We start from the raw sequence: 13,787 nt of genomic DNA, 5'->3' as shown, positions 1-13,787 counted from the left end.
CCGCCTGTTCTTATTGCTGGTTCTGGACAGCGGCGCCGTCGCTTTTGACGATAGAGCCCGATTTGATGAGCTGGATGCTCGGCCGGCCGTCGCCACTTAGGAGGTGGTCGGCAACGTTGGTATCGGGTTCCTGTGCATCGGCGACGCTGCGAAGTGCCAGCGAGATGCGCTCCGCCATCTGCTGCGCGACCGTCATGACCTTCGATTGATCCGGCGTCAGTTCCAGCGTCGCCGTGGTGCCGACGACCGCCTTCGAGCCGTCCTCCTTCTCCTCGACCTGCTGGTCAATCGCGAGAACCCGGACATTGCTCAGCACCGTTTCGGTCAGGTAGAGGTCGCCATCGGACTTGCGCACCATGATCACGTCGACGCGGTCGTTCGGCAGGATGAAGCCGCCGGCACCGGTCGCCACCGTGATCTCGGTGGCGACCGCGCGCTTTCCGGCCGGCAGCAGCGACGACATGATGCGGTTCGAGGCGTCGGCGATCTTCTCCTGCCGGACCGGTTCGCCGGTGAAGAGCGGCAAGCGCACGACGGCGCCGGCAAGATCGTCAACGGCGGCGGGCCGGGTTTCCTCGGTGATCATGCCCTCGACCACGCCGTCCTTCGGCCAGGCTCTCCAATGGATCGAATCGGCGCCGAGGCGGGAGCCCACGGGCAGGCTCTTGGTGGCGACGAGAACATTGACGGTCGGCGCCTGCTCGATGACAGGTTCCGCCATGTGCGGCGCGGGCGCGCGGGTGAGCTTCATCGCCAGCAGCCCGGCCAGGGCGGCCGAGCCGACGGCCACCGCCAGAATGAATATGCGCACCGGTTTCATGATCGCCCCAAACCCGAAGAATTGCCCAGGGCCAGATTGATCAGGAATTGGTGTAATTATGGTTAACGGATTGCTTATGTACGTGGTTAACGAAAGGCTTCGCGCTAGTTCGACACTTACAACCGCCTATTTTAGAAAGAATTGCGGAATGCGGCCTGCATTAGCGGCGAAGATGGATAGGCCGCAAAGCCGCCGAGGGCGATGGCAATGCCATAGGGAATTTTCTTTGCGGTCAGCAACAGGCGCGGAACTGGGATACGAGCTGCGAGGATCACGTTCTCCTGGCTGCGCAACAGCAGAACGACCAGCGTCAACAGGCCGCCAAGAACGGAAACGTACAATAGGAAAGTGGCGAGCGACGTGTTGAGACCGAACCATATCGCACTCGCCGTCAGGAGCTTTGCGTCTCCGCCCCCCATCACGTGTGCCGCGAACAGGCAGAAGCAAACGGCAAAGACCACCACCGCCGCCGCGACGTGAAGGCCAATCTGCGCCAGATCTAATCCGGCGAGGGGTGCCACAAGAAGGAAGGACGCAAGCAGAACCGCGGAAACGCGATTCGGAATCGTCATCGTGAACAGGTCGGAAAAGGCGGCCAGCGCAAGGCAAAAGGGGAAAACGATAAGGATGACGGCATAGATCATCGGTACGCCTCCGCTAGTAGATTCGATAACGAGAACACGATAATGAGAAACCGCGCCGGCGGGGCGCGGTTTCTTGTCTTAGTAGGCGAGAGATTACTGCGTGCCGCCGGTGCCGCCGGTGCCGCCTGTACCAGACGTAGTAGCGGTGTATTTCAGCTGCTTACCAAGCTCCTCAAACTGAGTGTTCAGCTTGCCGCCGAGGGTCGTTGCGCCGCCGATCAGCGCCACAGAGATCAGCGCTGCGATCAGGCCGTATTCGATTGCGGTTGCGCCGGATTCGTCCTTCTTCAGACGGGCGAAAATGGTCTTCATGGCGATTCTCCTACTTCACGTGATTGTTGTTCAGCACTTCCGCCAACTGTTGCCGTTGATCGGATACCCTGAAATTAGCGGGGCCTAATTTCTTTCCGCTTAAGGAAACCGGTTACCGTGACGTTAAAGCCGCACCGCTCTTTCTTGGGTAAATGTGCGGAAAACGGACGAGTTAAATTGCAGCGCTTCGGCGTAACCTTTCATTCACCAAAAGGCGCCAAGATGGGCAATATTCGCCATCAGGACGCGCCATGAACACGCCCTTTACGACCAAGCGGGTCGCCACGCTTACCGTCGCTGCCCTTCTCGGGCTTTTCGCACCGGCGATCGCGGAGGCGGCTGAGGAAATGATGCGCGTCTATATGGATCACGCGCGCGTGCTGAAACTCGACAGGCCGGTCAGCAAGGTGATCATCGGCAATTCCGATGTGGCGGATGCGACGGTCGCGGATGCGAAGACGATCGTGCTCACGGGACGCAATTTCGGCACGACCAATCTCGTCATCCTCGACCAAGACGGAAACGCCATCGTCGACGAGCGCATCCTGGTATCGATCGACGAGGGCAATACGCTGCGCGTCTACAAGCAGACGGCACGCACCGTTCTCTCCTGCACGCCCAATTGCGAGCGTGCCGAGCGGCAGGCATCCACCTCAAACAGCAGCAACTAACCGATCACGCAATCCAAACCACTAAAATTCTTCGGGTTGTTGAAAACGATTTTTCAACAGTCCCGGCGTATTTTGCACCGATCCAGTTGACATGACGGAACGGCGCAATGTCGATCGAAGAGAAAGCATCCACCTCTCGGGCGCGCTCATTCCGCGGCCCGTTTCGGCGTCTCCTCGGCGATCGGAAGGGCGCGACCGCGATCGAATTCGCGATCCTCGCCCTGCCCTTCTTCATCGTGGTCTTCGCATCGATCGAGACATTCGTCGCCTTTGCCGGCGAGCAATTGCTCGCGAATGCGACGGACACGTTGGCACGCAAGATCCGCACCGGCGAGATCACCTTCAATCAGGGCAAGCCGACGGATGTGACCGAGGCTCAATTCCGCCAGGCTTTCTGCGACGAGATCGCCATCATGATGACGTGCTCGACGACCGAAGCGACCGAGCCTACCAAGCTTTATCTCGACGTCCGCGAGATCGCCGATCTCGGCGATTTTCCGGACGCCGTCCCGCGCGTGGGCTCCGATCTCGACACCAGCGGCTTCCAATTCGCTCCCGGCGGTCCCCGAGATTTCACCATGGTGCGCGCCTACTACCGTTGGGAGGTGATCACTGATCTCGTTCGGCCCTATGTCACCAAACTCAGGGCCGCCGGGGACAGCATGCCGCGGGACTATCTGATGGTCGCGACCGCCACCTTCCGCAACGAAGACTATTGAGGACGCCATGAGACGCTTCCACGGATCTTCGCTCGTCCGGCGCACTCGCCGCCCGCTTCGCCGCCTGCTCAAGGACCGGCGCGGCGTCGGTGCCGTGGAATTCGCGATCATCGCGCCACTGCTGATCGGCGCCTATATCGGCGCCTTCGAGCTTTCGCTCGGCTTCACCGTCGCGCGCAAGGTCGCACGCGCTTCGAGCGCGGTGAGCGATATCGTCACGCAGCAGCAGGGCGTGGACAAAGCCTTTCTGGACGACATGCTGAACGTCGCGAAGAACATGCTCGTGCCCTATGACGGCTCGGACTACGATTTGAAAATCACGGGCATCCAGGTAACCGGCACGACGGAAGGCAAGGTCGTCTGGTCCCGCGGCTGGTCGGACGGGAACGAGGGCGCGACGGTGCCCTATGCCTTCAATTCGGTCACGAACGTGCCCTCGGAGCTCGACGCCTTGAATGCATTCGTCGTGCGCACCGAACTCACCGTCAATCACCAGCTTACGCTTTTCGGCTCCGACACGACCACGATTCCGCTTTCCAAGACCTCCTATTATCGTCAGCGCTTCGGCACGATGATCGAGTGCACCGACTGCTAAGGTCGACTCCTCGCTCAATTGCAATGGAGGGGATGGCGCGCTATTTCTGCCGGGCTGCGCGGGACTTGCCCGCGTGAGCTTAGCAGCACCGGGTTCGTCGCCCTTTGGGCGCGCCGGTCATCAGGTGTTTCATGGCGCGTGCTTTTCTCTTCGTCCTCGATTCCTTCGGCATCGGCAACGCGCCCGATGCGGAGGCCTTTGGCGATCTCGGCGCCGACACGCTCGGCCACATCGCCGAGTTCTGCGCGGCGGGTGCCGCCGACCGCGCGGGACTGCGCGAAGGGCCGCTCCATCTCCCCAACATGTCCGCGCTCGGTCTCGTGCATGCGGCGAAGCTCGCAACGGGCCGGATTCCGGCGGGCATGGTACTGCCGGAGCGCGTCTACGGCATCTACGGCGCCGCGAGCGAAGTCTCGCGCGGCAAGGACACACCGTCCGGCCATTGGGAGATCGCCGGCACGCCGGTCATGTTCGACTGGGGTTACTTTCCGGCGGAGGGCGATGCCTTCCCCCCGGAGCTCGTCGAGGCGATCTGCCGTGAGGGCAATGTGCCCGGCATCCTCGCCAATTGCCACGCGTCCGGCACGGAAATCATCGCGCGCCACGGCGAGGAGCACATGCGGAGCGGCAAGCCGATCTGCTACACCTCGTCCGACTCGGTCTTCCAGATCGCCGCGCATGAAGAGACCTTCGGCCTCGAACGATTGCTCGAGCTCTGTCAGACCGTTCGCCGGCTCGTCGACGACTACAATATCGGTCGCGTCATCGCCCGACCCTTCATCGGCGACAATGCCGGCAATTTCATCCGCACCGGCAATCGCCGCGATTATTCGGTACTGCCGCCGGAGCCGACCATCCTCGACCGGCTGAAAGAAGCGGGCCGCACGGTCCACGCGATCGGCAAGATCGGTGATATTTTCGCCCATCAGGGCGTGACGAAACTCACCAAGGCGAACGGCAATATGGCGCTCTTCGATGCGAGCCTTGCGGCGGTCGAGGAAGCAGAGGACGGTGATCTCGTCTTCACCAACTTCGTCGATTTCGACATGCTTTACGGCCATCGCCGCGACGTGCCCGGCTATGCCGCCGCGCTCGAAGCCTTCGACGCCCGCCTGCCCGATCTCGACCGTCGGCTCAAGCCCGGCGACATGGTGATCCTCACCGCCGACCATGGCTGCGATCCAACTTGGCGGGGCACCGACCACACCCGCGAGCGCGTGCCGGTCCTGATGTTCGGCCCAACGCTCAGGAGCCGCTCCTTCGGTATCGCCGACAGCTTCGCGCATATCGGCGAGACCGTCGCCAGACATCTCGGCATCGCGCCGGGCCCACATGGGAGAAGCCTTATTTGACCGCACATCTGAAGAAAGCCGAACTGCATTGCCACATCGAAGGCGCCACACCGCCGGAACTGGCGCTCAGGCAGGCGCGGAAATACGGCATCGACACCAGTTCGATCATCCGCGACATGGCCTATGTCTGGGAGGATTTCACCAGCTTCGTCAGATGCTACGACGCCGTCGCCTCGCTGTTTCGCACCGAGGGCGATTATGCGCTGCTCGCCGAGGCCTATCTGACGGAGCTCGCGGAAGCGGGCACGTTCTATAGCGAGATCATCGTCTCGCCCGATCATGGCGAGACGATCGGGCTCGGAGCCGACGCCTATATCGAAGGCCTTGCCGCCGGCATGGAGGCGGCGAGAGCCAAGACCGGGATCGAATCCCGCATGCTGATCACCGGCATTCGCCATCTCGGACCGGAATCGGTGATCAGCACCGCGCAATATGCCGCCATGCGCCGCCACCCGCTCGTGACCGGTTTCAATCTCGCCGGTGAGGAGCGCATGCACAGCGTCGCGGAATTTTCTCGCGCCTTCGACATCGTCCGCGACGCCGGGCTGGGCTTGACCATCCACGCCGGCGAGCTTTCCGGCGCCTTCAGCGTGCGCGATGCGCTCGATCACGTGCGGCCGAGGCGCATCAGCCATGGCGTGAGGGCGATCGAAGACGCGGATCTGGTGAAACGCCTTGCCGATGAGGGCGTCGTGCTCGAAGTCTGCCCGGGCTCGAACATCTCACTCAAGGTATTCCCCGACTTCGCCTCGCACCCGCTGCGGCCGCTCTACGAGGCCGGCGTGCGCGTCACGCTCAATTCGGACGATCCGCCCTTCTTCCACACGTCACTCGCCCAGGAATACCAAATCGCCTTCCACGTGATGGGGTTCGAGGACGGCGATCTCAACCGGATGACGAAAACGGCGGTCGAAGCCGCCTTCGTGGACGAGCCGACGAGAGAGAGATTGCTGGCGGCCTTGCATGTCTAGCCGGGAGGGGGATTGCTCCTCACCCTAGCCCTCTCCGCCTGGGGGGAACTTGGGAGCGTGCGCGAGTCCCTTCTCCCCGTCAAAAAGGGGAGAAGGTCGCGGCAGCGGGATGAGAGGCGCAATCCGCAACCAAGTGGACGAACACCCTTGCAGCCCCGCCCTTTCCATGGAAAAGAGGGCGGATAATGCCAAAATTTGTGCGGGGAAGGTGAGCCATGGACGGCGTTACAGTGATCGATCATCCGCTGGTGCAGCACAAGCTGACCATCATGCGCAAGAAGGAGACGTCGACCGCAGGCTTCCGCCGGTTGCTGAAGGAAATCTCGACGCTGCTTTGCTACGAGGTGACGCGCGATCTGGAACTGACGACCGAGCGGATCGAGACGCCCCTTCAGGAAACGGACGCGCCGGTGCTCGAAGGCAAGAAGCTTGTTTTCGCCTCGATTCTGCGCGCCGGCAACGGCCTGCTCGAAGGCATGCTCGAACTCGTGCCGTCAGCACGCGTCTCGCATATCGGCGTCTATCGCGATCACGAGACGCTGCAGCCGGTCGAATATTATTTCAAGGCGCCGGAGAGCCTCAACGAGCGGCTCGTCATCGTCGTCGATCCGATGCTTGCGACCGGCAACTCCTCGATCGCGGCGATCGAGAAGCTCAAGGAGCGCGGCGCGAAGAACATCCGCTTTCTCTGCCTGCTCGCCGCCCCGGAAGGCATCCGCAATTTCAGGAACGCACATCCGGACGTGCCGATCTTCACCGCCGCGATCGATAGCCATTTGAACGAGAAAGGCTATATCATGCCCGGCCTCGGCGACGCGGGCGACCGCATGTACGGTACGAAGTAAGTTTTCGCTTTCTTAACCAGACTGACAAACAGCGGCAAAGCCGCCGGTCTTTCCGGCGGCTTTTTTGCATGGCGTTAGCGATGATCGGCTTAGGCTAGACTCGTTTCCGCTTGCTCCGCCGGAGCCCCAATGATTACACGCCTCCTCGCCTTTGCGGCTGGACTTGCCGCTCTCGCACTCGTCGTTCCTGAGCTTGCCTCGACCTATCTCGCTCGGCAGAGCGAAAGCGCAGTAGAGCGCTCGGTAGGCGCCGCGGCGCCGGCGGCGACGGCACGCTACGCGGGCAGCAAAGGTGTGGTGCTCGAAGGGGATCGCGCCGGCCACTTCTTCGGCACGTTCCGGATAAATGGGCGATCGGAACGGGGGCTCGTCGACACCGGCGCGAGCACGATCGCCATCAACGCCTCGGCGGCCCGGCGCTTCGGCATCGCCGTCGGCAGCCTCGCCTTCAATGCACGCGTGCAGACGGCCAACGGCATCGTAGAGGCTGCCCGCGTCAGTCTGGACCGCGTCGAGATCGGTAACATCTCGCTCAAGAACATCGATGCCATGATCCTGCCCGACAAGGCACTCTCCGGCATGCTCGTCGGCATGTCCTTCCTGAGCCGGCTATCATCCTATCGCGTCGAGGGCGGCGCGCTCCATCTCGTCAGGTAATCCCGGATATGACGACGGGGCGCGGATCGGGTGCAACGTCCCCGATCGTGTAGAGGCCCCCAATCCTCTCCCGCATCGCTTCCGCTTGGCTCAGATCGGCAGCATGCACGAAGGCGACCGGCTCACCTTTCTGCACCTCGGTCCCAAGTGGCAACAAATCGGAGAGACCGACGCGGTGATCGATCCGGTTATCGGGACGGCTGCGCCCGCCGCCAAGTGCGATGACCGCCATTCCGATCTCGCGCGTCTCGCAAGCCGTCAGGTAGCCCTCCCGCGCGGCCGGCACCGGTACGACGGCCGGCGCCTTTTCGAGGTAGGCCTCGGACCGATCGACGAAATCGGCGGGCCCGCTAAGCCGATGGACCATGAGCGCGAAACGCTCCATCGCGGCACCACTCTCTAGAGCGCGGCGGACCAAGGCCTCGGCCTCGACCTTGTGTGTCGCAATGCCCGCTGCGACGAGCATTTCCGCCGCGAAAGCCACGACGACCTGATCGAGGCGGGTTCCCGCCTTCTCGCCGCGCAGATAAGCAAGGCAGGTCTCGATTTCGAGCGCGTTTCCGGCCGCGTCCGCCAGCGGTTCATTCATGTCGGTGATCAATGCGGACGTGCTCACGCCCGCACCGTTTGCCACGTCGACGAGCGAGCGCGCGAGGATCTTGGCTTCGTCGGGATCCGTCATGAAGGAACCGTTGCCGAGTTTGACGTCGAGCACCAGCGACTGGAGGCCGGCGGCGAGCTTCTTCGAAAGGATCGAAGCCGTGATCAGCGGCACCGAGTCAACCGTCGCCGTTACATCGCGGATCGCATAGAGGCGCTTGTCGGCCGGAGCCAGATTGGCCGTCTGGCCGATGATGGCGCAGCCGACCTCGTCGACGACCTTGCGAAACAGCTCGGGCGATGGCTGGATATTGTAGCCGGGGATCGATTCGAGCTTGTCGAGCGTGCCGCCGGTGTGGCCGAGGCCTCGGCCCGAGATCATCGGCACATTGGCACCGCAAGCGGCGACGATCGGCGCGAGCATAAGAGAGACATTGTCGCCCACGCCGCCCGTCGAGTGCTTATCGACCACCGGGCGCCCGAACTCGCTCCAGTCGAGCGTCTCGCCGGAATCGCGCATCGCCAGCGTCAGCGCGACGCATTCGTCGCGATTCATGCCGGAGAACCACACGGCCATGGCGAAGGCGGCGGCCTGCCCTTCCGAGATCGAACCGTCGGTCACGCCCTTGATGAAGCCGGCGATTTCCGCCGGATCGAGCTCTCCGCCATCCCTCTTCTTCCGGATCACTTCCTGAGGGAGCATGGCCATGTCAGCCTCCGCTCGCGATCATCTCTTTCAGAATCGCTGCCAGGCGCTGACCGCCGAGCGGCGCCATCTGCTTCGTCTCCTCATGGCTGAGCTCCGCCCCGGTCATGCCGGCGGCGAAATTGGTGATGACGGAGGCTGCCGCCACCCTGAGCCCGAAGAACCTCGCGAGGATCACCTCGGGAACCGTCGACATGCCGACCGCATCGGCACCGAGAATGCGCGCCATGCGGATTTCCGCCGGCGTTTCGAAGCTCGGGCCGGAGAACCACATATAGACGCCGCGCGCGAGCGGGATGCCGAGGCGCTCGGCGGCCTCCTCCATCCCTATGGAAAGCGCCGCATCATAGGCGTTCGTCATGCCGACGAAGCGCTCGTCGCTTTCGACGCCGATCAGCGGATTGGCACCGGCAAAGGCGATGTGATCGGCGATGCGCATCACGGAGCCCGGCGGCATGTCCTCGCGCAGCGAGCCGGCCGAATTGGTGAGGATCAGGTTTTCGACCCCGATCCGCTTCATCGTCTCGATCGGCACGCGCATCGCATTGGCGTCGCCGCGCTCGTAAAAATGGGCGCGGCCGGAGAGCACGGCGACGGGAATATCGCCGAGCCTGCCCGCGACGAGTTCGCCGGCGTGGCCGGAAACGCTGCTCACCGGAAAACCGGGTATCTCCGCATAGGGAATGCGGACCGGTTTCGCCACCGCCTCGACGAGCGAGCCAAGCCCGGAGCCGAGCACGATGCCGTAACGCGGCATAAGCGCGCCGAGTTTGTCTTTCAGGAATTCCGCCGCCGCCGTCATCCGAGGATCTCGGTCTCGAAGCTGTGCGGCAAGAGATCGGAGAGGGCAAGCGTCTTCTTGATCCCCGTCTCGTCGCAGAGATAGATACGGGTGCTCGCGCCGGAAAATTCCGCTAAGCGCTGACGGCAGCCGCCACATGGCGGGCAGAGCGCGAGCTTCTCGGCAACGACGGCCACTTCCATGATCTTGCGCTGGCCGGCCATCACCATGTGGCTGATCGCTGTCGTCTCCGCGCACCAGCCTTCCGGAAAGGACAGGTTCTCGATGTTGGCGCCCGTGTAGATCTTGCCGTCCTCGGCACGGATGGCGGCGCCCACCGGAAACTTGGAATAGGGCGCATGCGCCCTTGCCATGGCTTCACGTGCCGCGACGAAGAGCTCGTCCTTGGACATTGTCTAGCGCTCCTTCACATAGGGTACGCCGCCGGCCTTGGGCGGTATCGCCTTGCCGATGAAGCCGGCAAGCAGGATCACCGTGAGAATATAGGGCAGCGCCTGCATGAATTGCACCGGAACCTGTCCGATAAGCGGCAAGGGCGTGCCTTGCAGACGGATCGCCAGCGCATCGAGGAAGCCGAAGAGCAGGCAGGCGAACATGACGTTCTTCGGCCGCCACTTGGCGAAGATCAACGCCGCGAGCGCGATATAGCCCTTGCCCGCCGTCATGCCCTTGACGAAGCCGGCCGTCATCGCCAGCGACAGATAGGCGCCGGCGAAACCACAGAGAATGCCGCAGCAGATGACGGCGCGGTAGCGCAGCCAGATCACCGAGATGCCGGCGGTGTCAACGGCACCCGGGTTCTCGCCGACGGCCCTGAGCCGGAGGCCGAAGCGGGTGCGATAAAGAATCCACCAACTGATCGGCACCATCGCGAAGGCCAGATAGGTAAGCAGAAAATGCCCGGACAGGAGGTCCGCATAGATCGGACCGAGCAGCGGCACCTCGCGGATCATGTCCGCATCCGGGAAGCTGATCGTCTGGAACCTGGCGCCTTCGGCGAGCGCCGGTGTGCGTCCGCCCTGGCGGAACCAGGCCTCGCCGAGGATCACGGTGGAGCCGGCGACGATGAAGTTGATCGCGACACCCGAGACGATCTGGTTGCCGCGCTGGGTGATCGAGGCATAGCCGTGCACCAGCGACAGGGCCACGGAAATGAGGATCGCCGCGATCAGCCCGATCCAGACCGATTGGGTGACGGCGGCCGCGGCGCCGGCCGCGAAAGCGGCGCCGAGCATCTTGCCTTCGAGGCCGATGTCGAAGACGCCGGCGCGCTCGGTGAAGAGGCCGGCGAGCGCCGCGAAGACGAGCGGCACCGAGACGCGAATCGTCGATTCCAGGAGCACGACGAGAACGTGGAAGAAATCCATGACTCAGGCTCCCCTGGTCTGAACGACGGCAGCCGCACGCTGGCCGCGCATTGCGAAGGCGCGCGCAATGGCTGGGCGGAACATGTTCTCGAGCGCACCGGCAAAAAGAATGACGAGACCCTGGATGATGACGATCATGTCGCGCGAGATCGACGGCATCTCGAAGGCGATTTCCGCGCCGCCCTGATAGAGCACGCCGAAGAGGATGGCGGCGGGGATGATACCGCCCGGATGTGAGCGGCCCATCAGCGCTACCGCGATGCCGACGAAGCCCGCGCCCTGGACGAAATCGAGCTGCATGCGGAATTGCTCGCCCATGATCGGGTTCAAGGCCATCATGCCGGCAAGGCCGCCGGAAATCATCATGGTGATGACCGTGATGCGGCTTTCGCGAATGCCGGCGTAGCGCGCGGCTGACGGGCTGTGGCCCATTGTGCGCATCTCGTAGCCGAGCCTGGTGCGCCAGATCAGCGCCCAGACGCCGAAGGCCGCCACCAGCGCCAGCAAGAAGGAGATGTTGAAGGGTGCCGTTCCGACATCGAGACCGAAGATCGAGAGCAGCCAGTCGAGCTTCGGCAATTGCCCGCCTTCGGCGAAGGTCCGCGTCTGCGGCGCCATCGACCCGAGCGGCTTCAGGACGCGCGTCAGGAGATAGACCATCAGGCTCGACGCGATGAAGTTGAACATGATGGTGGTGATGACGATGTGACTGCCGCGCTTGGCTTGCAGCCAACCGGGCAGGAAAGCCCAGAGCGCGCCAAAGAACACCGAGCCGAGGATGGCGAGCGGGAAGACCACATACCAGGGCATCGTCTGGTCGAGCCACAGACAGGCAAGCGCCACGCCGATGCCGCCGACATAGGCCTGGCCTTCACCGCCGATGTTGAAGAGCCCGGCATGGAAGGCGACCGCCACGGCAAGCCCGGTGAAGATGAAGGTCGTCGCGTAATAGAGCGTGAAGCCGATATATTCGCCGCGGCCGAAAGCGCCGTTGATCAGGTGATAAGCCGCCTCCAGCGGATTTTCGCCGACGAGCAGCACGACGAGACCGGCTACGAGGAAAGCAACGGCGAGATTGATCAGCGGGATGAGGCCATATTCGACCCAGCCCGGGAGTTTCGCATAAGGGGTGCTCATTCTGCGGCCTCCTTGCGGCCTTCGACGCCGGCCATCAGGAGGCCGAGCTCGCCTTCCGTCGCATCCGGGCTGCGCTCGCCGACGACGCGACCCGCAAACATCACGAGAATGCGGTCGGAAAGGGAGCGGATCTCGTCGAGCTCGACGGAGACGAGCAGCACGGCCTTACCTTGGTCGCGCATCTCGATGATCCGCTTGTGGATGAATTCGATCGCGCCGACGTCGACGCCACGGGTCGGCTGACCAATGATCAGCACGTCCGGATCGCGCTCCATCTCGCGGGCAAGGACGATCTTCTGCTGGTTGCCGCCGGAGAAATTGGCGGTTTTCAGCCGCGCATTCGGGGGGCGGATGTCGTATTTGGCGATCTTTTCCTCGGCATCCTTGCGGATCGCATCGATGTTCAGGAAGACGCCGTTGAGGTACCGCGGATCATGGTGGTAGCCCAGAATGGCGTTCTCGCTTTCCTCGAATTTGAGGACGAGCCCGACATGATGCCGGTCTTCCGGTACGTGCGCCAGGCCACGAGCCCTGAGTTCGGCCGGATCCCTATGGCCCATGACATCGACGGACTTGCCGTTCAGAAGCACCGTTCCTGCGGTTGCCTTGCGGATGCCGGCGATCGCCTCGAGCAGTTCCGACTGGCCGTTGCCGGCGACACCGGCAATGCCGACGATCTCGCCGGAGCGAACCTCGAAGGAGACGTCGTCGACCATGGTGACGCCGCGGCTGTCCTTGACCGTCAGGCCTTGGACCGCGAGCTTCACGTCGCCGGGGCTCGCTTCGCCCTTATCGACGCGAAGCAGCACGCGGCGGCCAACCATGAGCTCGGCCAGCTCCTCGACCGAGGTTTCGCGCGTGTTGCGCGTGGCGACCATCTCGCCGCGGCGCATCACCGAAACTTCGTCGGTGATCGCCATGATCTCCCGCAGCTTATGAGTGATGAAAATGATCGTCTTACCCTGCGACTTGAGCTGGCCGAGAATGCGGAAGAGATGGTCGGCTTCGGCCGGCGTCAGCACGCCTGTCGGCTCGTCGAGGATCAGGATATCGGCCTTGCGATAAAGCGCCTTCAGGATCTCCACGCGCTGCTGGAGACCGACCGGCAGCTCCTCTATCAGGGCGTCGGGATTGACCTCCAGCGCATATTCGTTCTCGAGCCGCTTCAATTCCGTGCGCGCCTTGGCGATGCCCTTGTTGAGGACCTGGCTGTCCTCGGCGCCGAGCATGACGTTTTCGAGCACCGTGAAATTTTCCACGAGCATGAAGTGCTGATGCACCATGCCGATGCCGACGGAGATCGCCGTATTCGGATCGCGAATGGCAACCGGCTTGCCGTCGACCAGGATCTCGCCGCTATCGGCCTGATAGAAGCCGTAGAGGATCGACATCAGCGTCGACTTGCCCGCGCCGTTTTCGCCGATGATGCCGTGGATCGTGCCCTTGCGAACCTTGAGATTGATGTCCTTATTGGCGTGGACCAGTCCGAAGCTCTTGTCGATCCCATGCAATTCGATGGCAATATCGTCCATATTGGCTTGCGATCCCCTTCCTGCCCGCTTCGGCTCATCGCAGGAACCGTGCCGACA

Annotated in this window: 16 protein-coding genes; 7 read left to right on the top strand and 9 right to left on the bottom strand. The window is 62.9% G+C overall.

From position 1 onward, the window contains the following. Nucleotides 1-10: 10 nt before the first annotated feature. From cpaB to AYK65_RS00475, 3 genes are all read right to left on the bottom strand, one after another. A complete protein-coding gene (gene cpaB, locus AYK65_RS00485) occupies nt 11-820 on the bottom strand; it encodes a Flp pilus assembly protein CpaB (RefSeq protein WP_046119737.1) in 810 nt (269 codons plus the stop codon). Nucleotides 821-951: 131 nt separating this feature from the next. After that, complete coding sequence (locus AYK65_RS00480; protein ID WP_046119736.1) at nt 952-1,464, bottom strand: A24 family peptidase; 513 nt, start codon at nt 1,462-1,464, stop codon at nt 952-954. 93 nt (nt 1,465-1,557) lie between these two features. Then, nucleotides 1,558-1,776, bottom strand: coding sequence for a Flp family type IVb pilin (locus tag AYK65_RS00475; RefSeq protein ID WP_046119735.1), 219 nt, complete (start codon nt 1,774-1,776; stop codon nt 1,558-1,560). A 251-nt stretch (nt 1,777-2,027) separates the two neighbouring features. Here AYK65_RS00475 and AYK65_RS00470 point away from each other — a divergent pair, with 251 nt between their 5' ends. The 7 genes from AYK65_RS00470 to AYK65_RS00440 all read left to right on the top strand — a co-directional run bounded on the left by AYK65_RS00470 (nt 2,028) and on the right by AYK65_RS00440 (nt 7,586). After that, nucleotides 2,028-2,447 carry a pilus assembly protein N-terminal domain-containing protein gene (locus AYK65_RS00470; protein ID WP_046119734.1) on the top strand — a complete coding sequence of 140 codons (420 nt, stop codon included), beginning with the start codon at nt 2,028-2,030 and terminating at the stop codon, nt 2,445-2,447. Between the two features lie 107 nt (nt 2,448-2,554). Next, complete coding sequence (locus AYK65_RS00465) at nt 2,555-3,166, top strand: TadE/TadG family type IV pilus assembly protein (protein ID WP_081157760.1); 612 nt, start codon at nt 2,555-2,557, stop codon at nt 3,164-3,166. Between the two features lie 7 nt (nt 3,167-3,173). Further along, nucleotides 3,174-3,761 carry a TadE/TadG family type IV pilus assembly protein gene (locus AYK65_RS00460; protein ID WP_046119732.1) on the top strand — a complete coding sequence of 196 codons (588 nt, stop codon included), beginning with the start codon at nt 3,174-3,176 and terminating at the stop codon, nt 3,759-3,761. Nucleotides 3,762-3,892: 131 nt separating this feature from the next. Further along, nucleotides 3,893-5,113, top strand: a complete 1,221-nt coding sequence (locus AYK65_RS00455) for a phosphopentomutase (protein ID WP_046120668.1) — start codon at nt 3,893-3,895, stop codon at nt 5,111-5,113. After that, entirely contained in the window at nt 5,110-6,084 is a 975-nt protein-coding gene (locus AYK65_RS00450) for an adenosine deaminase (RefSeq protein WP_081157759.1), read from the top strand. Before AYK65_RS00455 ends, AYK65_RS00450 begins: the two co-directional genes overlap by 4 nt. Before the next feature lie 215 nt (nt 6,085-6,299). Continuing rightward, nucleotides 6,300-6,929: a uracil phosphoribosyltransferase gene (gene upp / locus AYK65_RS00445; protein WP_026616678.1), complete on the top strand. Its 630-nt coding sequence runs from the start codon at nt 6,300-6,302 to the stop codon at nt 6,927-6,929. 129 nt (nt 6,930-7,058) lie between these two features. After that, complete coding sequence (locus AYK65_RS00440) at nt 7,059-7,586, top strand: retropepsin-like aspartic protease family protein (RefSeq protein ID WP_081157758.1); 528 nt, start codon at nt 7,059-7,061, stop codon at nt 7,584-7,586. On the opposite strand, the gene deoA is transcribed toward AYK65_RS00440, so the two are convergent. From deoA to AYK65_RS00410, 6 genes are read right to left on the bottom strand one after another with little or no spacing between them, the layout of a single operon-like run. After that, on the bottom strand, nt 7,579-8,895 hold the full coding sequence (gene deoA / locus AYK65_RS00435) for a thymidine phosphorylase (RefSeq protein WP_081157757.1): 1,317 nt from the start codon (nt 8,893-8,895) through the stop codon (nt 7,579-7,581). The genes AYK65_RS00440 and deoA overlap by 8 nt on opposite strands. 1 nt (nt 8,896) lies before the next feature. Then, a complete protein-coding gene (locus AYK65_RS00430) occupies nt 8,897-9,694 on the bottom strand; it encodes a purine-nucleoside phosphorylase (protein ID WP_081157756.1) in 798 nt (265 codons plus the stop codon). Then, entirely contained in the window at nt 9,691-10,086 is a 396-nt protein-coding gene (locus AYK65_RS00425; RefSeq protein ID WP_026616674.1) for a cytidine deaminase, read from the bottom strand. Before AYK65_RS00425 ends, AYK65_RS00430 begins: the two co-directional genes overlap by 4 nt. Nucleotides 10,087-10,089: 3 nt before the next feature. After that, a complete protein-coding gene (locus AYK65_RS00420) occupies nt 10,090-11,061 on the bottom strand; it encodes an ABC transporter permease (RefSeq protein ID WP_046120664.1) in 972 nt (323 codons plus the stop codon). Between the two features lie 3 nt (nt 11,062-11,064). Then, nucleotides 11,065-12,198 (bottom strand): ABC transporter permease, encoded by a 1,134-nt coding sequence (locus tag AYK65_RS00415; RefSeq protein WP_026616672.1) that lies wholly within the window; start codon nt 12,196-12,198, stop codon nt 11,065-11,067. Beyond that, nucleotides 12,195-13,730: an ABC transporter ATP-binding protein gene (locus AYK65_RS00410; protein ID WP_046120663.1), complete on the bottom strand. Its 1,536-nt coding sequence runs from the start codon at nt 13,728-13,730 to the stop codon at nt 12,195-12,197. Before AYK65_RS00410 ends, AYK65_RS00415 begins: the two co-directional genes overlap by 4 nt. Between the last annotated feature and the right edge of the window lie 57 nt (nt 13,731-13,787).

Origin of the sequence: Ensifer aridi, assembly GCF_002078505.1 — a bacterium.
In the GTDB taxonomy this organism is placed as follows: domain Bacteria; phylum Pseudomonadota; class Alphaproteobacteria; order Rhizobiales; family Rhizobiaceae; genus Sinorhizobium; species Sinorhizobium aridi.
The sequence above is the reverse complement of the archived record's forward strand: the minus strand, read 5'-3'. Positions and strand labels throughout refer to the sequence as shown.